16 protein-coding genes and 1 pseudogene are annotated in these 19,869 nt (G+C 71.7%); 5 read left to right on the plus strand and 12 right to left on the minus strand.

Annotation, left to right across the window (positions count from 1 at the left end; translation table 11 throughout):
* Nucleotides 1-59: 59 nt before the first annotated feature.
* The 8 genes from IE248_RS07705 to IE248_RS07740 form a co-directional block, all read right to left on the minus strand.
* The gene (locus IE248_RS07705) at nt 60-716 is read right to left on the minus strand and encodes a phosphatidylserine decarboxylase (RefSeq protein WP_008737909.1); all 657 of its coding nucleotides are present in this window, start codon (nt 714-716) and stop codon (nt 60-62) included.
* Between the two features lie 186 nt (nt 717-902).
* Nucleotides 903-2,108: an acyl-CoA dehydrogenase family protein gene (locus IE248_RS07710; protein WP_031158096.1), complete on the minus strand. Its 1,206-nt coding sequence runs from the start codon at nt 2,106-2,108 to the stop codon at nt 903-905.
* 2 nt (nt 2,109-2,110) lie between these two features.
* Entirely contained in the window at nt 2,111-2,623 is a 513-nt protein-coding gene (locus IE248_RS07715) for a MaoC family dehydratase (protein WP_030155134.1), read from the minus strand.
* A 4-nt stretch (nt 2,624-2,627) separates the two neighbouring features.
* Nucleotides 2,628-3,602: an HpcH/HpaI aldolase/citrate lyase family protein gene (locus IE248_RS07720; RefSeq protein ID WP_100580360.1), complete on the minus strand. Its 975-nt coding sequence runs from the start codon at nt 3,600-3,602 to the stop codon at nt 2,628-2,630.
* Nucleotides 3,599-5,650 (minus strand): ethylmalonyl-CoA mutase, encoded by a 2,052-nt coding sequence (locus tag IE248_RS07725; protein WP_190030248.1) that lies wholly within the window; start codon nt 5,648-5,650, stop codon nt 3,599-3,601. Before IE248_RS07725 ends, IE248_RS07720 begins: the two co-directional genes overlap by 4 nt.
* A 31-nt stretch (nt 5,651-5,681) precedes the next feature.
* Nucleotides 5,682-7,019, minus strand: a complete 1,338-nt coding sequence (ccrA, locus tag IE248_RS07730; protein WP_073772478.1) for a crotonyl-CoA carboxylase/reductase — start codon at nt 7,017-7,019, stop codon at nt 5,682-5,684.
* Between the two features lie 388 nt (nt 7,020-7,407).
* Entirely contained in the window at nt 7,408-8,229 is an 822-nt protein-coding gene (locus IE248_RS07735; protein ID WP_008737899.1) for a TetR family transcriptional regulator, read from the minus strand.
* A gap of 187 nt (nt 8,230-8,416) precedes the next feature.
* Nucleotides 8,417-10,213 carry a 3-hydroxyacyl-CoA dehydrogenase family protein gene (locus tag IE248_RS07740; RefSeq protein ID WP_073796884.1) on the minus strand — a complete coding sequence of 599 codons (1,797 nt, stop codon included), beginning with the start codon at nt 10,211-10,213 and terminating at the stop codon, nt 8,417-8,419.
* Between the two features lie 409 nt (nt 10,214-10,622).
* Here IE248_RS07740 and IE248_RS07745 point away from each other — a divergent pair, with 409 nt between their 5' ends.
* A complete protein-coding gene (locus IE248_RS07745; protein ID WP_073796883.1) occupies nt 10,623-11,186 on the plus strand; it encodes a hypothetical protein in 564 nt (187 codons plus the stop codon).
* A gap of 73 nt (nt 11,187-11,259) precedes the next feature.
* On the opposite strand, the pseudogene IE248_RS37225 reads toward IE248_RS07745, so the two are convergent.
* The 3 genes and pseudogenes from IE248_RS37225 to IE248_RS07755 form a co-directional block, all read right to left on the minus strand.
* Nucleotides 11,260-11,343: pseudogene (locus IE248_RS37225) on the minus strand (RidA family protein); the annotation flags it as partial.
* Between the two features lie 13 nt (nt 11,344-11,356).
* Nucleotides 11,357-12,943 (minus strand): alpha/beta hydrolase, encoded by a 1,587-nt coding sequence (locus IE248_RS07750; RefSeq protein ID WP_190030249.1) that lies wholly within the window; start codon nt 12,941-12,943, stop codon nt 11,357-11,359.
* Nucleotides 12,944-13,056: 113 nt separating this feature from the next.
* Nucleotides 13,057-14,091 carry an Rv2578c family radical SAM protein gene (locus IE248_RS07755; RefSeq protein WP_073796881.1) on the minus strand — a complete coding sequence of 345 codons (1,035 nt, stop codon included), beginning with the start codon at nt 14,089-14,091 and terminating at the stop codon, nt 13,057-13,059.
* Nucleotides 14,092-14,260: 169 nt separating this feature from the next.
* On the opposite strand from IE248_RS07755, the gene IE248_RS07760 reads away from it, so the two are divergent.
* The 4 genes from IE248_RS07760 to IE248_RS07775 all read left to right on the plus strand — a co-directional run bounded on the left by IE248_RS07760 (nt 14,261) and on the right by IE248_RS07775 (nt 19,162).
* Nucleotides 14,261-14,704 (plus strand): SRPBCC family protein, encoded by a 444-nt coding sequence (locus IE248_RS07760; RefSeq protein WP_008737888.1) that lies wholly within the window; start codon nt 14,261-14,263, stop codon nt 14,702-14,704.
* A 240-nt stretch (nt 14,705-14,944) separates the two neighbouring features.
* Nucleotides 14,945-15,778, plus strand: coding sequence for a M55 family metallopeptidase (locus IE248_RS07765; protein ID WP_190030250.1), 834 nt, complete (start codon nt 14,945-14,947; stop codon nt 15,776-15,778).
* 1 nt (nt 15,779) lies between these two features.
* Entirely contained in the window at nt 15,780-17,126 is a 1,347-nt protein-coding gene (locus tag IE248_RS07770; RefSeq protein WP_229895170.1) for a M20/M25/M40 family metallo-hydrolase, read from the plus strand.
* Nucleotides 17,126-19,162: a S9 family peptidase gene (locus tag IE248_RS07775; protein WP_190030252.1), complete on the plus strand. Its 2,037-nt coding sequence runs from the start codon at nt 17,126-17,128 to the stop codon at nt 19,160-19,162. Before IE248_RS07770 ends, IE248_RS07775 begins: the two co-directional genes overlap by 1 nt.
* Here IE248_RS07775 and IE248_RS07780 read toward each other — a convergent pair.
* Nucleotides 19,159-19,860, minus strand: coding sequence for a hypothetical protein (locus IE248_RS07780; protein ID WP_373301500.1), 702 nt, complete (start codon nt 19,858-19,860; stop codon nt 19,159-19,161). The two genes, IE248_RS07775 and IE248_RS07780, sit on opposite strands and share 4 nt — an antisense overlap.
* Nucleotides 19,861-19,869: the final 9 nt, after the last annotated feature.

Below are 19,869 nucleotides of genomic sequence, written 5' to 3' on the forward strand. Positions count from 1 at the left end.
ACTCCTCCTCGGCGGGTTCGGGAACCCAGCCCTGCGACGGGGTCGAGGGGGTCTCAGGGTCAGTCACGGTCAATTCGGGTCACCCCCGCGGTGGTGGCCTGTCCGACCTCGACCGCGACTTCGACACCCTCGGGGAGGTAGATGTCGACGCGGGAGCCGAAGCGGATCAGACCGATGCGTTCGCCCTGCTCCACCTTGGTGCCGGCCGGCAGGTACGGGACGATGCGTCGCGCGACGGCGCCGGCGATCTGCACCATCTCGATGTCGCCGAGCTCGGTGTCGAAGTGCCAGACGACGCGCTCGTTGTTCTCGCTCTCCTTGTTGAACGCCGGGACGAACCCGCCGGGGATGTGCTCCACGGACGTCACCGTGCCGGCCAGCGGCGCGCGGTTGACGTGGACGTTCAGAGGGCTCATGAAGATCGCGACGCGGGTACGCCCGTCCTTCCACGGCATGATGCTCTGCACCACACCGTCTGCGGGCGAGATGACACGGCCCTGGGTGATCTCACGCTCGGGGTCGCGGAAGAACCACAGCATGCCCGCCGCGAGAGCGGTGGCGGGCACGGCCGCGGCGGCCCAGCGTCCGGACTTGCGGGCCCGGGTGAGGCTGAGCGCCGCGGTGGCGACGGTCGGCAGGAGCCACGGCGATGCTCCGCGTGCGAGACGTCCGTTCAGGAAGCCGACGCGAGGTGCAGAGGTTTGGCTGTGGGGCATGGATGACCTTCGTAGCGGGTGATTGCCGCGCCGCAAACGGGGGGACGGGACGGCGGCTTTCCTGGAATGCTATCGGTTGCGCGCAACAACTGGGCAAGCCAGAAGCCGAGTCGATGGCCGTCGGCCAGTGACTGGCAGTGACTCTTTTGCGACGAACCCCAGAAGGATTCGCCGCAAAAGGTACATTCAGCCCTGGAGCCGGTACTCCTCGAGCAGGCGTCGCCCGATGATCATTTTCTGGATCTCGGCGGTACCTTCACCGATCAGGAGCATGGGGGCTTCCCGGTAGAGGCGCTCGATCTCGTACTCCTTCGAGAAGCCGTAGCCACCGTGGATACGGAAGGCGTCCTCCACCACCTCCTTGCAGTACTCGGAGGCGAGGTACTTCGCCATCCCTGCTTCGAGGTCGTTTCGTTCCCCAGAGTCCTTTTTGCGTGCTGCATTGACCATCATCGCATGGGCGGCTTCGACCTTGGTAGCCATCTCGGCCAGCTTGAACTGGATTGCCTGGTGCTCGGCGATCGCCTTGCCGAAAGTGTGACGTTGCTGGGCATAAGAGACACCCAGCTCGAAAGCACGCTGAGCGACGCCACAGCCACGGGCGGCCACGTTCACGCGGCCGACCTCGACCCCGTCCATCATTTGGTAAAACCCTCGGCCCGTCTGGCCTCCGAGCACACGATTGGCCGGAATGCGCAGTCCGTCCATGATGAGCTCGGTCGTGTCGACGCCCTTGTAGCCCATCTTGTCGATCTTGCCGGGGATGGTCAGGCCCGGACGGACCTCACCGAAGCCCGGCTCCTTCTCGACGAGGAAGGTCGTCATCGACTTGTGGGGCGCCGTGCCCTCGGGGTGTCCTTCGTCACTCCGGACCAGAACGGCCACCAGGGTCGACGATCCGCCGTTCGTGAGCCACATCTTCTGGCCGTTCAGGACGTACTCGTCGCCGTCCTTCACCGCCTTGGACGTGATGGCCGACACGTCCGAGCCCAGCGCCGGCTCGGACATCGAGAACGCGCCGCGCACCTCGCCCAGCGCCATCCGGGGGAGGAAGTGGTCCTTCTGCTCCTGCGTGCCGTGCTGCTTGAGCATGTACGCCACGATGAAGTGGGTGTTGATGATGCCCGAGACGGACATCCAGCCACGCGCTATCTCCTCCACGCACAGCGCGTAGGTGAGCAACGACTCACCCAGACCGCCGTACTCCTCGGGAATCATCAGCCCGAACAGGCCGAGTTCCTTGAGTCCGTCGACGATCTGCTGCGGGTACTCGTCACGGTGTTCGAGTTCCGTCGCGACCGGGATGATCTCCTTGTCGACGAACTCCCGGACGGTCTTCAGGATCTCCCGCTGGACGTCGGTGAGCCCGGCGGTCTGGGCGAGTCGGGCCATGGCTACTTCCCCTGTTCCTTCAGCTGCGGGCGGCCGGGCTGTTCGCCGCCGCGCTCCTTGATGTACGTCTCGGTCGGGACCATCACCTTGCGCCGGAAGACGCAGACGAGGGTGCCGTCCTGCTTGTAGCCCTTGGTCTCCACGTAGACGATGCCGCGGTCGTTCTTCGACTTCGACGGGGTCTTGTCGAGGACCGTGGTCTCGCCGTAGATCGTGTCGCCGTGGAAGGTGGGCGCCACGTGCCGCAGGGACTCGATCTCCAGGTTGGCGATGGCCTTCCCGGAGACGTCCGGCACCGACATGCCGAGCAGCAGGGAATAGATGTAATTGCCCACGACCACGTTCTTGCCGAAGTCGGTCGTGTTCTCGGCGTAGTTGCTGTCCATGTGGAGCGGGTGGTGGTTCATGGTCAGCAGACAGAAGAGGTGGTCGTCGTACTCCGTGACCGTCTTCCCGGGCCAGTGCTTGTAGACCGCGCCGACCTCGAACTCTTCGTACGTGCGTCCGAACTGCATGGTCCTAGGCCTCCGGGATCTCGAACTTGGTGGTGCGCTGCATCCCGGCCGCGCGGCCCTTGCCCGCGATGACCAGGGCCATCTTGCGGCTCGCCTCGTCGATCATCTCGTCGCCGAGCATGGCCGAGCCCTTCTTGCCGCCGGCCTCGGAGGTGCACCAGTCGTAGGCGTCGAGGATCAGCTCGGAGTGGTCGTAGTCCTCCTGGGAGGGCGAGAAGACCTCGTTCGCCGCGTCGACCTGGCCCGGGTGCAGCACCCACTTGCCGTCGAAGCCCAGCGCCGCCGCCCGGCCGGCCACCTCGCGGTACGCGTCCACGTCGCGGATCTGGAGGAAGGGGCCGTCGATCGCCTGGAGGTCGTGCATGCGGGCCGCCATCAGGATCCGCATCAGGATGTAGTGGTAGGCGTCCGCCGGGTAGCCGGGCGGCTGCATGCCCACGACCAGGGACTTCATGTTGATGGAGGCCATGAAGTCGGCCGGCCCGAAGATGATGGTCTCCAGCCGCGGCGAGGCGCCGGCGATCGCGTCGACGTTGACCAGGCCCTTGGCGTTCTCGATCTGCGCCTCGATGCCGATCTTGCCGACCTCGAAGCCCATCGTCTTCTCGATCTGGGTCAGCAGCAGGTCCAGCGCCACGACCTGCTGGGCGTCCTGGACCTTCGGCAGCATGATGCAGTCGAGGTTCTGGCCGGCGCCCTCGACGACCGTGATGACGTCCCGGTACGTCCAGTGCGTGGTCCAGTCGTTGACGCGCACGACCCGGGTCTTGCCCGTCCAGTCGCCGTTGTTCAGCGCGTCCACGATCGTGTGGCGGGCGCCTTCCTTGGCGAGCGGGGCGCAGGCGTCCTCCAGGTCGAGGAAGACCTGGTCGGCCGGCAGGCCCTGGGCCTTCTCCAGGAACCGCGGGTTCGAGCCGGGAACCGCGAGGCAGGAGCGGCGCGGCCGCAGCCGGTTGACCGGGGACGAGGGCGTGGTCATGCGGGGACCTCCAGAGGGTCGAGCTTGTTCGCTTTCCGGATCTCGTCGACGATACGGCCGATGATCTCCGTGATACCGAAGTCCTTGGGTGTGAAGACGGCCGCGACTCCGGCCGCCTTGAGCGCGATGGCGTCGGCATTCGGAATGATGCCGCCGAGGACGACGGGTATGTCACCCGCCCCCGCCGCGCGGAGGCGTTCCAGTACGTCCGGGACGAGCGCGCTGTGCGACCCGGACAGGATGGACAGTCCCACGCAGTGGACGTCCTCGGCCAGCGCCGCCGTCGAGATCTCCTCGGGCGTCAGCCGGATGCCCTGGTAGACCACCTCGAAACCGGCGTCACGGGCCCGCACGGCGATCTGTTCGGCGCCGTTGGAGTGCCCGTCCAGGCCGGGCTTGCCGACCAGCAGCCGCAGCCGCCCGGAGCCGAGGTCCTCGGCGGTACGGGAGACCTTCGCGCGGACCAGGGCCATCGGAGTGCCCTCCTCGGCGGTGACGGCCACCGGGGCGGAGGAGACCCCGGTCGGGGCCCGGAACTCGCCGAACACCTCGCGCAGGGCGTTGGCCCACTCGCCGGTCGTGACACCGGCGCGGGCGCACTCCAGGGTGGCCTCCATCAGGTTCTCGGTCCCGGCGGCGGCCTCCTTCAGCCGGTCCAGGGCCTGCATCACGGTCGGGAAGACGAACGGGTCGCCGTTCCCCTGCCGCTCCGAGGACTCCTGCCGCTCGGTCCGCCAGCGCAGGATCCGCTCCACGGTCAGCGCCTCGGTGGCCGGGTCGACCGTCATGATGGCGCCGTCCAGGTCGGCCGTCAGCGGGTTCTCCTCGGTCTGCTCGAAGCAGTTGACGCCGACGATCTTGTCCTGGCCGGCCTCGATCCGGGCGCGCCGCTCGGCGTGCGAGGCGACCAGCTCGCCCTTCAGGTACCCGGACTCGACGGCGGCCATCGCGCCGCCCATCTCCTGGATCCGGTCGATCTCGGCCAGGCAGTCGGCGACCAGGGAGTCGACTTTGGCCTCGATGACGTGGGATCCGGCGAAGATGTCCTCGTACTCCAGCAGGTCGCTCTCGTGCGCCAGGACCTGCTGGATGCGCAGCGACCACTGCTGGTCCCAGGGCCGGGGCAGGCCCAGCGCCTCGTTCCAGGCCGGCAGCTGCACGGCGCGGGCGCGGGCGTCCTTGGAGAGGGTGACCGCCAGCATCTCCAGGACGATGCGCTGGACGTTGTTCTCCGGCTGCGCCTCGGTCAGGCCGAGCGAGTTGACCTGGACGCCGTACCGGAAGCGGCGCTGCTTGTCGTTCTCGATGCCGTAGCGCTCGCGGGTGACCTTGTCCCAGATGCGGCCGAAGGCGCGCATCTTGCACATCTCCTCGATGAAGCGGACGCCCGCGTTCACGAAGAACGAGATACGGGCGACCACTTCGCCGAAGCGCTCCTCGGGGACCTGCCCCGAGTCGCGCACGGAGTCGAGCACGGCGATCGCGGTCGACATCGCGTACGAGATCTCCTGGACCGGGGTGGCCCCGGCCTCCTGGAGGTGGTACGAGCAGATGTTGATCGGGTTCCACTTGGGGATGTGGTTGACCGTGTACGCGATCATGTCCGTCGTCAGGCGGAGCGAGGGCCCGGGCGGGAAGACGTGCGTCCCGCGCGAGAGGTACTCCTTGACGATGTCGTTCTGCGTGGTGCCCTGGAGCTGGGCGATGTCCGCGCCCTGCTCCTCGGCTGCCACCTGGTAGAGCGCCAGCAGCCACATGGCGGTGGCGTTGATCGTCATCGAGGTGTTCATCTGCTCCAGGGGGATGTCCTGGAACAGCCGCCGCATGTCGCCCAGATGGGAGACCGGGACCCCGACCCGGCCGACCTCGCCGCGGGCGAGGATGTGGTCGGGGTCGTAGCCGGTCTGCGTCGGCAGGTCGAACGCGACCGACAGGCCGGTCTGGCCCTTGGAGAGGTTGCGGCGGTACAGCTCGTTGGACGCCTCGGCCGTGGAGTGGCCGGCGTACGTCCGCATGAGCCACGGACGGTCTTTCTGGCGCTCTGTCATCTCAGGCTGTCCCTTTGGCCCTTGAACGATCTCAGACGTTGCGGAAGCGGTTGATCGCGTCGAGGTGCGTCGCGCGCATCTCGTGGTCGCGCACGCCCAGGCCCTCCTCGGGCGCCAGCGCCAGGACGCCGACCTTGCCCTGGTGGAGGTTGCGGTGGACGTCGTACGCGGCCTGGCCGGTCTCCTCCAGGGAGTAGACCTTCGAGAGGGTGGGGTGGATCTTGCCCTTGGCGATCAGGCGGTTGGCCTCCCAGGCCTCGCGGTAGTTCGCGAAGTGCGAGCCGATGATGCGCTTGAGCGACATCCACAGGTAGCGGTTGTCGTACTCGTGCATGTAGCCCGAGGTCGAGGCGCAGGTGGTGATGGTGCCGCCCTTGCGGGTGACGTAGACGCTCGCGCCGAAGGTCTCGCGGCCGGGGTGCTCGAAGACGATGTCGATGTCCTCGCCGCCGGTCAGCTCGCGGATGCGCTTGCCGAAGCGCTTCCACTCCTTGGGGTCCTGGGTGTGCTCGTCCTTCCAGAACTTGTAGCCCTCGGCGTTGCGGTCGATGATCGACGTCGCGCCCATCGAGCGGCAGATGTCCGCCTTCTGCTCACTGGAGACGACGCAGATCGGGTTGGCGCCGCCGGCCAGGGCGAACTGGGTGGCGTAGGAGCCGAGGCCGCCGCTGGCGCCCCAGATCAGGACGTTGTCGCCCTGCTTCATGCCGGCGCCGTTGCGGGAGACCAGCTGGCGGTAGGCGGTGGAGTTGACCAGGCCGGGGGAGGCGGCCTCCTCCCAGCTGAGGTGGTCGGGCTTGGGCATCAGCTGGTTCGACTTGACGAGGGCGATCTCCGCCAGGCCGCCGAAGTTGGTCTCGAAGCCCCAGATGCGCTGCTCGGGGTCGAGCATCGTGTCGTTGTGGCCGTCGGAGGACTCCAGCTCGACCGAGAGGCAGTGGGCGACGACCTCGTCGCCCGGCTTCCAGGAGTTGACGCCGGGGCCGGTGCGCAGCACGACGCCCGCGAGGTCGGAGCCGATGACGTGGTACGGGAGGTCGTGGCGCTTGCTGAGGTCGCTCAGCTTGCCGTAACGCTCCAGGAAGCTGAAGGTCGACACCGGCTCGAAGATCGAGGTCCAGACCGAGTTGTAGTTGACCGAGGAGGCCATGACGGCCACCAGGGCCTCGCCCGGGCCGAGTTCGGGAACCGGGACCTGGTCGAGGTGCAGGGACTTGCGGGGGTCCTTCTCGCGGGTGGTGAGCCCCGCGAACATCTCCGCCTCGTCCTTGTGCACGGTGATCGCGCGGTAGGAGTCGGGGAGCGGCAGGGCCGCGAAGTCGTCGGTGGTGGCGGCCTGCGACTGGATCGCGTCCAGGATGTCCTTCACGGTGTGCCTCCGGCGAGCGCTGAGGGTGCGCTGAGGGATACGCGAGTGCGTTCGGATCTGGTGTGTGGTGCTGCGAGGTGCCGTCGGATCGGCGGAGCGTGGAGCGGGCGACGCCTGTGATGGGGCGCGTGCCCAGGCCTGGTGACGCAGGCATCCGGGGCGCGTCCCACCGCCGGGTGGGGCGGGGGTCGCGGGGACGTCCGGACACATTCAACGTATGGCACCCCGTGTCACTCAGCAAGGCACCGCGTGCCAAAACTTTCTCTCATTTGCCGATTGACCTGCGCAGATGAGCGATGATCGATCAGAGTTACCGATGAGTAGGGGCAAGTCGGACAAACGAAAGCGGCCGCCCCCGACACGGGAGCGGCCGCTGTGATGTGCGTGACTACTGCTTGTTCCTGAGTGCTTCCTCGATGGTCCGCATGACCTCGTCCAGCGGGGCGTCCGTACGGGCCACCGCCACCAGTACCTCGCCCTGCGTACGGACCTCCGCCGGCGCGGCCGGGGCCGCCGCCGCGTTCTGCGTGCGGCCCGCGCCGATGCCCGAGCCGAAGGTCTTGCGCACGATCGAGAAGGCGTGGTCCAGCTCCGCCTCCACGTCCCCCTGGCCGCCCGCCCGCAGCCAGCGCCGCAGCACGTGGTTGTGGGCCGTGACGACGGCGGAGGCGGCCACCTCGGCCAGCAGCGGATCGTCGTTGCCGTCGTGGTGGTCCTGCTCGTCGAAGTGGGCCAGCAGGTAGCGGGTGAACAGCCGCTCGTACCGGGCCACCGAGGCGATCTCCCGCTCCCGCAGCGCCGGCACCTCGCGGGTGAGCCGGTAGCGCTCCACCGACACCGCCGGCGAGGCGGCGTACATCTTCATGACTTCCTTGATCCCGCGGCACACCGTGTCGAGCGGGTGCTCGTGCGCCGGGGCCACGTCCAGCACCGCCTCGGCGCGGGTCAGGGTGTCGTCGTGATCGGGGAAGATCGCCTCTTCCTTGGAGCGGAAGTGCCGGAAGAAGGTCCGGCGGGCGACCCCGGCGGTCGCGGCGATCTCGTCGACCGTCGTCGCCTCGTACCCCTTGGTCGCGAACAGCTCCATCGCGGCCGCGGCGAGCTCGCGGCGCATCTTGAGCCGCTGTGCGGCCGCCTTGGTGCCGGCCGGGCTCTCCTGGGAGTCGGAAGCCGTGGTGGCGCGGGGCGAGGACTTGGCGGGCTGGGACATAGAGCGAAAGTACTTCATTCGCGCCGGGGAGCGCGCCTGAGGGGGGCGGGACAGGGGTGGATGCGGGGGAGGGCCGGCACTGGGCACACAGTGCTCGTCGGGAGGGCCCGTCCGCCGTGAGGGTCCGGCGGACCCGAGCAGCCCTCCCCACGCATCCGGCTCGGTCGCCTCTGGGGCGGGACGCGGCTTACCGGCGGGCGTACTCACGGAATCCGCGGCCGGTCTTCCGGCCCAGGCAGCCCGCCGCCACCAGGTGCTCCAGCAGCGCCGACGGGGCCAGGCCCGGGTCGCGGAACTCCTGGTGCAGGACCTTCTCGATGGCCAGCGACACGTCCAGGCCGACCACGTCGAGGAGCTCGAAGGGACCCATCGGGTAGCCGCCGCCCAGCTTCATCGCGGCGTCGATCTCGTCGATCCCCGCGTAGTGCTGCTCGACCATCTTGATCGCGTTGTTCAGGTACGGGAACAGCAGCGCGTTCACGATGAAGCCCGCCCGGTCCCCGCAGTCCACCGGGTGCTTGCGCACCTTCACACAGACCTCGCGGACCGTGGCGTGCACGTCGTCGGCCGTCAGGACCGTACGGACCACCTCGACCAGCTTCATGGCCGGCGCCGGGTTGAAGAAGTGCATGCCGATCACGTCGTGCGGCCGCGAGGTCGCCCGGGCGACGGCGATCACCGGCAGCGAGGAGGTGGTCGTGGCCAGCACCGCGCCCGGCTTGCAGACCTTGTCCAGGCCCGCGAACAGCTCCTGCTTGACCGCCAGGTCCTCGGCGACGGCCTCCACGGCCAGGTCCACGTCGGCGAACGCGTCGAGCGAGCCCGCCGGGGTGATCAGACCGAGGGTGTGTGCCGCGGCCTCCTCGGTCAGCCGGCCCTTGGACACCGCACGGCCCAAGGACTTGCTGATCGCGGCCTTCGCGGCATCGGCCTTCTCCTGGCTGCGGGCAGCCAGCACGACCGGGTAACCGGCCTGCGCGAAGACCTGGGCGATACCGCTCGCCATCGTGCCGGAGCCGGCGACGCCGACCGAGGAGACCGGGCGGCTCGCGCCCAGCAGGGTCCCGTCCAGCGGGGTCTGGAGGTCGCGGACGACCACCGTGCTGCCCGGGGCCTCGTACGTGTAGAACCCGCGCCCGGACTTCTGCCCGGTCAGGCCGGCCTCGGCGAGGTGGCCGAGGATCGGGGCCGGGGCGTGCAGCCGGTCGCCGGAGGAGGCGTACATGGCCTCCAGGACGGTACGGGCCGTGTCCACGCCGATCAGGTCGAGCAGCGCGAGCGGGCCCATCGGCAGACCGCAGCCGAGCCGCATCGCCGCGTCGATGTCCTCGCGGGAGGCGTACTTCGACTCGTACATCGCGGCGGCCTGGTTCAGGTAGCCGAAGAGCAGGCCGTCGGCGACGAAACCGGGCCGGTCGCCGACCGCGACGGGCTCCTTGCCGAGCTCGCGGGCCAGCTCGGTGACCGCCTCGACGGCCGGCGGCGCGGTCAGGACGCTGGAGACGACCTCGACCAGCTTCATCGCCGGGGCCGGGTTGAAGAAGTGCAGGCCCAGCACCCGCTCGGGGCGCTGCGACTCGGCGGCCATACGGGTCACCGAGAGGGCGTTGGTGCCGGTGGCCAGGATGGTGTCGGGCCGGACGATCGCGTCGAGTTCGCGGAACAGCCGCTGCTTGATCTCGTAGTTCTCCGGGACGACCTCGATCACGAGGTCGGCGTCGGCCGCGGCGCTCAGCTCGGTGAAGGTGCGGAAGCGGGCGAGCACGCCCTCCCGCTCCTGCTCGGTCAGGCGCTCCCTGGTGACGGAGCGGGCCGTGGCTGCCGCGAGGGCGGCGGTGGCGCGGCGGGTGGCGGTGTCGCTGATGTCGATGCCGATGACCTCGCGGCCGGCTCGGGCGAGGACCTCGGCGATGCCGGTGCCCATCGTGCCGAGACCGACGACGGCGATGGTCTGGAGGGTGGACTGACTGGACGGACGGTCCATCGCGGGACTCCAGTGAATGAGGGTGACGACTGAGGGAGGCGCGCGGCTGCACGGCGCGCGGCCTGAGATTCCGCACAAAATGCCCGAAAAAAGGGGGCGGAGAACGGCGGACCCTGTCCCGGGGATCGCGCCGAGCGCATGAAAGCGGTACCTGGACTACCGGTACCGAACCGAACCGACTGGTACGGGGTGGCTGCGTCACCAGGCCGGCCCCGTACGTGTTGAAGCGAGCGTAACCCGCGGGTAACTGGCGCGCCAGAGCGCGGAGATGTGACCTGTACCGCCCAAATGTACCGATCATCGATCATCGATCAACGGCCGTCGGATCGGCAGATCGTCAACGGGGGCGCGCGTCACCCATCTCGGGGAATCCGGCGTGGCGCCCGCGCCGTCGCCCTAGGGTGGCCGCGTGAACGACGTGCTGGAGCGCCTGCGGACCGAATCCGGGCAGTCGGCGGAGTACGAGGAACTGCTCACGGCGGACCCGGACGCCCTGGCCGCCTCGCTGACCTCGGCCGGGCGGCCGCTGTGGGCCCGCGAACTGGCCGCGTACCGGCTGGGGCTGGCCGGGGACCGGCGGGCCTTCGAGCCGCTGGTGCTGCTGCTGAACCACCGGGACGCCCCGCGCTGCGCCGCCGCCGCGGCGGCCCTGGCCGTGCTCGACGACCCCCGCACCGCCCGCGCGGCGGCCGCCCTCGCGACGAACGGCCTGCGCACCGCCTACGCCCTGCACCCGGTCCGGCTGCTCAGCGCCCTGCGCGCCCCGGAGTCGGCGCCGGCCCTGATCGCCACCCTGTCGCGGCTGCTGGTCCCGAACGATCCGTACTGGCGCGTCGCCCTGGCCTGCGTCGAGGGCCTCGGCGCCCTCGCCGACCCCCGCGCCCGCGAGGTCCTCGTCCGCGCCCAGTCCCACCCCCGGCTGGCGGTGGCGGCGACGGACGCCCTGCGCGGGCTGCCCCGGACTCAGGCCTGATCCCGCCCCGGCCGCGCCGGGACGATCGCGAAGGCCTGGGCCGGGAGGCGGCCGGCGGGGAGGGCGGCGTCGCCAGGTGCGCCACGTCCGTCACGAAGTACGTCAGCTTCACCACGTCGTCGAAGCCCGCCCCCGCCGCCGCGAGGCAGCGGCGCACCGCCCGGAGTCCGTCAGCCGCGGAAGCCCAGGAGGCCGTGGAGGGCCGCGCCGCCTGCCGAGGCCGGGACCGCCCGGGTCAGCGCCGCCGGCTTCGGGGCCGGCTGGGGGGCGCAGGTGGCGTCCGTGGCCTTCCCGGTGCGCAGGTAGGCCGACACCTTCTCGTCCAGGCACTTGTTGCCCGCCAGTGAGATCCCGTGGTTGCCGCCGCCCTCCTCGACCACCAGCGCCGCGCCCTTCAGTTTCTGCTTCATGGTCAGCGCGCCCCCGAACGGCGTCGCCGCGTCCTGCGTCGCCTGGAGCAGCAGGGCGGGCGGGAGGTCGGCGTTGGTCACGTCAGGCGCCGCCAGCGGCTCCGTCGGCCAGAACGCGCACGGCGCGTTGTACCAGGCGTTGTTCCAGGTCATGAAGGGCGCCTTGGCGTGCGTCGCCCACATGTCCGCGCGCCAGGTGTTCCAGTCCTTCGGCCAGGCCGAGTCCCGGCACTGCACCGCCGAGTACACGCTGTAGCTGTTGCCCGCCGAGGGCTCCACCGCCCCGAACCGCTCGTACGCCGCCACCAGCGGCTTCGGGTCGTTGTCCACCGCGTACGCCGAGAAGGCCTCCGCCAGGTTCGGCCAGTAGCCGTTGTAGTAGCCGCCCGGCATGTAGGTGTCCTCCAGCTCGGCCGGGCCCACCTTGCCCCCGGCCGGGCTCTCGCGCAGCGCCTCGCGCATCGCGTACCAGCGGTTCTCCACCCGCGCCGGGTCGGTGCCGAGGCGGTACTTCTCGTCGTACTGGGCCACCCAGGCCAGGAACGCCTTGTGGCGGGCGTCGAAGGCCTGGTCCTGGGCGAGGTTGTCCTCGTACCAGACCCCGCTCGGGTCCACCACGGAGTCCAGGACCAGCCGGTGCACCCGGGCCGGGTGGAGCCGGGCGTACACGGCGCCCAGGTAGGTCCCGTACGAGTAGCCGAAGTAGCTGATCTTCGGCGCGCCCAGCGCGGTGCGCAGCGCCTCCAGGTCCCGGGCGGCGGAGACCGTGCCGATGTACGGGAGGACGTCCGCGTGCTTGCTCCGGCAGGACTCGGTGAAGGCCTTGACCCGGTTCAGGTTGGCCTCCTCGGTCTGCGGGTCACGCGGCACGGAATCCGGCCGTACGGGGGCGAAGTGGCCCGCGCCGCAGTCCAGGACGGGCTCGCTCTTGCCGACGCCCCGCGGGTCGAAGCCGATCACGTCGAACTGGGCGGCGACGTCCTTCGGCAGCGTCGCGGCGATGTACCCGGCGAGGCCGCGCCCGCTGCCGCCCGGGCCGCCGGGGTTGACCAGCAGCGGCCCCTGCGAGGTGGCGGCGGTGTGCGGGACGCGGGTCAGGGCGAGGGTGATCTGCCGCCCGCCCGGCCGGTCGTGGTCGAGCGGGACCTTGAGGGAGGCGCACTGGAGGGTGGGGTAGCGGGGAGTCGAGCAGCCCGTCCAGCTGACCGGGGCGGCCTTCGGGCCCGGCGGGGCGGCGGCGGCCGTGACGGTGGCCGGGCTCGCCAGGGTCGCGGCGACGGTGGCGACCGAGACCGACACGAGGACGGCTGCGCGCTTGGTGACGGGGCGGTTCGTGGAGCGGAGCATGAGGGCCTCCCAGCCGAAGGTTCTGGGCGGAATCGTCCCGGAACCGGCGCCGCGAAGGCGGGATTGCGCCTCCTATTGGCCCGATGTGATGACCCGTCCCCCGCCGGCCGCGGTCACAGGAGGGTGAGCTGGGTCGGCCCGGCGGGCGCTGCCCCGGCCGGGCGCTCGGGGACGAGGGCGCGGCGGGAGGCGCCGCGCCGGGACGGCCCGATGCCGAATTCGGCCGCGAGTTCGTGGACTTGGCGGGTGATCTGCCGCTGGTACCAGGTGGGCGCGTAGGAGCCGCCCGCGTACATCCGCTCGTACCGCTCCACCAGGTGCGGGTGGTGGCTGCCCAGCCAGGCCGTGAACCACTCCCGCGCCCCGGGCCGCAGATGGAGTACCAGGGGTGTCACGGAGGTCGCGCCGGACTCGGCGACCGCCCGGACGGTGGCCCGCAGCTGCTCCGGCGCGTCCCCGAGGAAGGGAATGACGGGGGCCATCAGCACCCCGCACTCGATCCCGGCGTCGGTGAGGGTCCGTACGGCGTTCAGCCGGCTCGCGGGGGAGGGCGTACCGGGCTCGACGGTCCGCCACAGGGCGGTGTCGGTGAAGCCGACGGAGACCGAGACGCCGATGTCGGTGACCTCGGCGGCCTGCCGCAGGAGGGGGAGGTCGCGCAGGATCAGCGTGCCCTTGGTGAGGATGGAGAAGGGGTTGGCGCGGTCGCGCAGCGCCTCGATGATCCCGGGCATCAGCCGGTAGCGGCCCTCGGCGCGCTGGTAGCAGTCGACGTTGGTGCCCATGGCGATGTGCGCGCCGCTCCAGCGGGGCGCGCCGAGCTCCTTGCGCAGCAGCTCGGGGGCGTTGGTCTTGACGACGATCTGGGAGTCGAAGCCGATGCCGGTGTCGAGGTCGAGGTAGCCGTGCGTCTTGCGGGCGAAGCAGTACACGCAGGCGTGGCTGCACCCCCGGTACGGGTTCACCGTCCATTCGAACGGCATCCGCGAGGCGCCGGGCACCCGGTTCAGGGCGGAGCGGGCCCGGACCTCGTGGAAGGTGATGCCGCGGAACTCGGGAGTGTCGAAGGTGCGGGTGACGACGGACCCGGCCCCGAAGAGCGCTCCCGTCCTCTCCTCGGTCCCGTCGGTCAGATTGTCCCAGCGCATGAGCGCCTCCCTCGGTAGCTCCGACCGAGAATAGAACAAACGTTCCCATGATCGTGCGGCGGCCGCCGCACGCCGCGTCAGGTCCCGCGTGTGACCCGGATTTGGGCGCCCGCCCCGGAGGTGGTTGGCTTGCGGCCGACGAGCGAGAACAACTGCTGGAGGAACAGCCATGGCGCAGGTCGAGGCCACCACGGAGCGGATCATCGCGGCCGACGCGGAGACGGTGTTCGACGCGCTCGCGGACTACGCCGGGACCCGGGGGAAGCTGCTCCCCGAGCACTTCAGCGAGTACGAGGTGCGCGAGGGCGGCGACGGCGAGGGCACCCTCGTCCACTGGAAGCTCCAGGCCACCAGCAAGCGCGTCCGCGACTGCCTGCTGGAGGTCACCGAGCCCACCGACGGCCAGCTGGTGGAGAAGGACCGCAACTCCTCGATGGTCACCACCTGGGTCGTCACCCCGGCTGGCGAGGGCAAGTCCAAGGCCGTGGTCACCACCGTGTGGAACGGCGCCGGCGGCATCGGTGGCTTCTTCGAGCGCACCTTCGCGCCCAAGGGCCTCGGCCGGATCTACGACACGCTGCTGGCCAACCTGGCCACCGAAGTCGAGGCCTGACCGAGCCCGTCCCGGCCCCGTCCCGGCCCCGCCCTGCGACCGACCCAGCGCCGGGGCGGTGACGGCACCGGGCCGGCTCACCGGATCGGGTGGACTTCCCGGCCGGGCCGCCGAGCCGCCGGGCCGCCGGACGGCGTGGGCCCGCGACGTCCGCCCGGGCAGCACCTAGGGTGGGGATCTGCGTGGACGGCACCCGTCCGTGTCGTCCGCGCCGTGCGCAGCCGACCGCCTGGGGGCCCGATGAAGATCCTCATCTCCGCCGACATGGAAGGCGCCACGGGCGTCACCTGGCCCGAGGACGTGATCCCCGGAGCCTCCCAGTGGGAGCGCTGCCGGGGTCTGTTCACCTCCGACGTGAACGCCGCCGTCCTCGGCTTCTTCGACGGCGGCGCCGACGAGGTCCTCATCAACGAAGCGCACTGGACCATGCGCAACCTGCTGCTGGAGAAACTGGACGCGCGGGCGGAGCTGCTCACCGGCCGCCACAAGACCCTCTCCATGGTCGAGGGCGTCCAGCACGGTGACGTCGACGGCGTCGCCTTCGTCGGCTACCACACCGGCGCCGGCACCGAGGGCGTCTTCGCCCACACCTACCTCGCCAACTCCATCACCGGGGTCTGGGTCAACGGGGTCCGGGCGAGCGAGGGCCTGCTCAACGCCCATGTCGTCGCCGAGTACGGCGTTCCGGTCGTCCTGGTCACCGGCGACGACATGACCTGCATGGACGCCGCCGGCTACGCCCCGGAGGCGGTGACCGTCGCCGTCAAGGACCACGTCTCGCGCTACGCGGCCGTCTGCCGCACCCCCGCCCGCACGGCCGCCGACATCCGGGCCGCCGCCCAGCAGGCCGCCGCGCTGGCGGTCCGTCACGAACCCCTGTACGCGGGCCCGTTCACCGTCGAGGTCGAGTTCGACGCCGAGCACCTGACGCTGGCCGCGACCGTGGTCCCCGGCGTCGAACGCAGCGGGGAACGCCGGGTCGCGTACACCAGCGAGACGATGTACGAGGGGATCCGGGCCTTCAAGGCGGTCACGGCGGTCGTCTCGAACGCCGTGGAGGAGCAATATGGATGACATGCACCCAACGGATGGCTCCGCCGGCGCCGCACTCGACGCGGCGGCGTTCGACGAGGCGGTCGAGTTCACCTCCGGGCTGATCCGGATCGACACGACCAACCGGGGCGGCGGCGACTGCCGGGAGCGGCCCGCCGCCGAGTACGTCGCCGAGCGGCTCGCCGGCGCCGGGCTGGAACCGGTCCTCCTGGAGCGCACCCCGGGCCGCACCAACGTGGTGGCGCGCATCGAGGGCACCGACCCCGCCGCCGAGGCCCTCCTCGTCCACGGCCACCTCGACGTGGTGCCCGCCGACGCCTCCGAATGGAGCGTGCACCCCTTCTCCGGGGAGGTCCGGGACGGGGTGGTCTGGGGCCGCGGGGCCGTGGACATGAAGAACATGGACGCGATGGTGCTGGCCGTCGTACGGGCCTGGGCCCGTCGGGGCGTACGGCCGCGCCGGGACGTCGTGATCGCCTACACCGCCGACGAGGAGGACAGCGCGGTCGACGGCTCGGGCTTCCTCGCCGACCGGCACGCGCACCTCTTCGAGGGCTGTACGGAGGGCCTCGGCGAATCCGGCGCCTTCACCCTGCACACCGCCCCGGGCCAGGCCCTCTACCCCATCGCCGCCGGTGAACGCGGCACCGCCTGGCTGAAGCTGACCGCGCGCGGCACCGTCGGGCACGGCTCCAAGCCCAACCGGGCCAACGCCGTCACCCGGCTCGCCGCCGCCGTGTCCCGGATCGGCGCGTACGAGTGGCCGGTGCGGCTCACCGGCACCGTCGCCGCCTGCATCACCGAACTCGCCGCCCAGCAGGGCCTGTCGGTCGACCCGCGCGCGCGGGACTTCGACCTCGACGGGCTCCTCGACAAGCTCGGACCGGCCGCCGCCCTGGCCGAGGCGACACTGCGCAACAGCGCCAACCCGACGATGCTCAGCGCCGGTTACAAGCTCAACGTGATCCCCGGGGAGGCCACCGCCTACGTGGACGGCCGGATGCTGCCGGGCGGCGAGGCCGAGTTCATCGCCGCCCTCGACGAGCTCACCGGCCCCGACGTGCGCTGGGAGTTCCACCACCGGGAGGTGCCCCTCGAAGCCCCGGTGGACGGGCGGACGTACGCGGTCCTGCGCGAGTCGGTGGAGCGCTTCGACCCCGGGGCGCGCGTGGTGCCGTTCTGCATGGCGGGCGGCACCGACGCCAAGCAGTTCTCCCGCCTCGGGATCACCGGCTACGGCTTCTCGCCGCTCAGGCTGCCGCCCGGCTTCGACTACTGGTCCCTCTTCCACGGCGTGGACGAGCGGGTCCCGGTGGACGCCCTGCACTTCGGCGTCCGCGTCCTCGACCACGCGCTGCGGACCCTGTGATGGCCCAGCCGGCCGGCGCCGCGGCGACCACGCGGCCCTACGGGACCTGGCCCTCGCCCATCGACGCCGGACTCGCCGCCTCCCTCGACGGACGCCCCGAGTACCTCGGCGCGGTCGGCGCCGAGCTGTGGTGGACCGAGCCCCGCCCGCAGGAGTCCGGGCGCCGCACCCTGGTGCGCCGGCCGGCCGGCGGTGGCCCCGGGGCCTCGGTGCTGCCCGCGCCGTGGAACGTGCGCAGCCGGGTCACCGAGTACGGCGGCCTGCCCTGGGCCGGGGCCCCGCGGGCCGAAGGGGGCCCGCTGCTGGTCTTCGTCCACTTCGCCGACCAGCGGCTGTACGCGTACGAGCCGGATGCTCCCGGGGGCGCCGGGCCGCGCCCGCTGACCCCGCTCTCCGCCGTCGGCGGCGGGCTGCGCTGGGCCGACCCGGTGCTGCGGGGCGAGGAGGTCTGGTGCGTGCTGGAGGAGTTCACCGGGCCCGCGCCGACCGATGTGCGCCGGGTGCTCGCCGCCGTGCCGCTGGACGGGTCGGCGGCCGAGGCGCGCTCCCTCGTACGGGAGCTGACGGACGACCGGCACCGGTTCAGCACCGGCCCCCGGCTGTCCCCGGACGGCCGGTACGCGGCCCGGCTGGTGTGGGACCACCCCCGGATGCCGTGGGAGGGCACCGAAGTGCTGCTCGCCGAGGTCACCGCGGCCGGGGAGCTCGGCCCGGCCCGTACCGTGCTCGGCGGCCCCGAGGAGGCGGTGGCCCAGGTGGAGTGGGCGCCCGACGGGACCCTCCTCGCGGTGAGCGACCGCGGCGGCTGGTGGAACCCGTACCGGGTGGACCCGGCGGCCGGCGGGGCGGTCAACCTGTGCCCCCGGGAAGAGGAGTTCGGCGGCGCGCTGTGGAAGCCGGGGCTGCGCTGGCTGGCGCCGCTGCCCGACGGGCTGATCGCCGTCCTGCACGGGCAGGGCTCCGCGGTGCTCGGCGTGCTCGACCCGGAGAGCGGCGACCTGGTGGACGCCGCCGGGCCGTGGACGGCCTGGCAGCCCACCCTGGCCGTCAGCGGGACTCGGGTGTACGGGGTGGCCGCCAGCCCGCGCAGCGGCTACGAGGTGGTGGAGCTGGACACCGGGACGGGCCACGCCCGGGTCGTCGGCGCCCCGGCCGCCGACCCCGTGGACCCGGCCCACTACCCGGAGCCGCAGAGCCGCACCTTCCTCGGCCCCGGCGGCCGGGAGGTGCACGCCCACGTCTACCCGCCGCACCACCCCGCGGTACGGGCCCCGGCGGACGAACTGCCCCCGTACGTGGTGTGGGCGCACGGCGGTCCCACCGATCACGTACCGCCCGTACTGGACCTGCAGATCGCCTACTTCACCTCGCGCGGCATCGGCGTGGTCGAGGTGAACTACGGCGGCTCGACGGGCTACGGGCGCGCCTACCGCGAGCGGCTGCGCGAGCAGTGGGGCGTCGTGGACGTGGAGGACTGCGCGGCCGTCGCCCGCGCGCTGGCCGCCGAGGGGACGGCGGACCCGGCCCGGCTCGCGATCCGCGGCGGCAGCGCGGGCGGCTGGACGGCGGCGGCCTCGCTGGCCGCCACCGACGTGTACGCCTGCGGGACGATCAGCTACCCGGTGCTGGACCTGATCGCCTTCGCCGAGGAGACCCACGACCTGGAGTCCCGCTACATCGACAGCCTGGCCGGTCCGCCGCAGACCCTGGCCGTGCGCGGCCGCGAGCGCTCCCCGGTGGCCCGCGCCGACCGGATCACCGCGCCGTTCGTCCTGCTCCAGGGGCTGGAGGACCCGATCTGCCCGCCCGCCCAGGCGGAGCGGCTGCTCGCGGCGCTGCGCGGCCGCTCGGTCCCGCACGCGTACCTCACCTTCGAGGGCGAGGGCCACGGCTTCCGGCGCGCGGAGACCATGGTCCGGGCGCTGGAGGCGGAACTCTCGCTGTACGCGCAGGTGTTCGGGATCGAGCGGCCCGACGTGCCGAGGCTCGGGCTGTCCCCGGAGCCTCGACCGCGCGACCCGCTCCGCTACCGCTAGGCCCCGTGCAGCCACACCCGGAGCGGGCCGATCGGGGCGAAGCCGTGGCGGGTGGCGGTGGCCAGGTCGTCGCCGGACTCGTAGCCGACGAGCGGCAGGCCGGGCCAGAGGGCGGCGAGCGCCGAGAGCGCGCCCGTCCAGGCCTCGTCGGGCGGGGTGCCGGGGGCGGAGAACACGTTGGAGATCCCGACGACCGGGCCGGTGCGGTTCGCGGCGGCCCCGGCGAGGATGCGGCCGTCGGCGTCCCGGCCGGCGAGGAAGGCGAACTCCGGCGCCAGCAGGCCGGGATGGAAGAGCCCGGTGCTCTCCTCGCCGTCCCAGGCCCGCTCCCACGCGACCAGCTCCTCGGCGGCGGTGACGCGGGTCCAGCGCAGGGACGGCGCCGCGGCCGGCGGCGGGGCGGGGGCGCGGTGGATCCACTGGGCCTCGAACAGGACCCCGAACCCCGCCGGGCCGAGGTCGAGCGCGGCGAAGCTGTCCTTGACCGAGCAGCCGGGCCCGGCGGTGTCCACCGCGGCGAGCAGGGCCGCGGCCGGGGCGTTGCGGGTGAGGGTGACGGCGTCCGGGTAGTACGGCGGGGTGCGGCGCGCGCTGGCCCAGGCGGTCTCGGTGAATCCGCCTTCGCGGGTGACCGCCGCGCACCATTCGGCGTTGTTGCGTGCCGCCGATCGCAGCAGTTCTTCGGTGTCCGGGGTGATGATCACATG

Origin of the sequence: Streptomyces goshikiensis (assembly GCF_014650555.1) — a bacterium.
Lineage (GTDB): Bacteria > Actinomycetota > Actinomycetes > Streptomycetales > Streptomycetaceae > Streptomyces > Streptomyces goshikiensis.

What these genes read in the sequence shown, in the direction of transcription:
- IE248_RS07755 (WP_073796881.1), bottom strand. Translation starts at nt 14,091, where the DNA reads ATGCGCTGGGACAATCTGACCGACGGGACCGAGGAGAGGACGGGAGCG.
- IE248_RS07765 (WP_190030250.1), top strand. Translation starts at nt 14,945, where the DNA reads ATGAAGATCCTCATCTCCGCCGACATGGAAGGCGCCACGGGCGTCACC.
- IE248_RS07725 (WP_190030248.1), bottom strand. Translation starts at nt 5,650, where the DNA reads ATGACAGAGCGCCAGAAAGACCGTCCGTGGCTCATGCGGACGTACGCC.
- IE248_RS07775 (WP_190030252.1), top strand. Translation starts at nt 17,126, where the DNA reads ATGGCCCAGCCGGCCGGCGCCGCGGCGACCACGCGGCCCTACGGGACC.
- IE248_RS07760 (WP_008737888.1), top strand. Translation starts at nt 14,261, where the DNA reads ATGGCGCAGGTCGAGGCCACCACGGAGCGGATCATCGCGGCCGACGCG.
- IE248_RS07770 (WP_229895170.1), top strand. Translation starts at nt 15,780, where the DNA reads ATGCACCCAACGGATGGCTCCGCCGGCGCCGCACTCGACGCGGCGGCG.
- IE248_RS07720 (WP_100580360.1), bottom strand. Translation starts at nt 3,602, where the DNA reads ATGACCACGCCCTCGTCCCCGGTCAACCGGCTGCGGCCGCGCCGCTCC.
- IE248_RS07735 (WP_008737899.1), bottom strand. Translation starts at nt 8,229, where the DNA reads ATGTCCCAGCCCGCCAAGTCCTCGCCCCGCGCCACCACGGCTTCCGAC.
- IE248_RS07705 (WP_008737909.1), bottom strand. Translation starts at nt 716, where the DNA reads ATGCCCCACAGCCAAACCTCTGCACCTCGCGTCGGCTTCCTGAACGGA.
- IE248_RS07750 (WP_190030249.1), bottom strand. Translation starts at nt 12,943, where the DNA reads ATGCTCCGCTCCACGAACCGCCCCGTCACCAAGCGCGCAGCCGTCCTC.
- IE248_RS07740 (WP_073796884.1), bottom strand. Translation starts at nt 10,213, where the DNA reads ATGGACCGTCCGTCCAGTCAGTCCACCCTCCAGACCATCGCCGTCGTC.
- IE248_RS07710 (WP_031158096.1), bottom strand. Translation starts at nt 2,108, where the DNA reads ATGGCCCGACTCGCCCAGACCGCCGGGCTCACCGACGTCCAGCGGGAG.
- IE248_RS07715 (WP_030155134.1), bottom strand. Translation starts at nt 2,623, where the DNA reads ATGCAGTTCGGACGCACGTACGAAGAGTTCGAGGTCGGCGCGGTCTAC.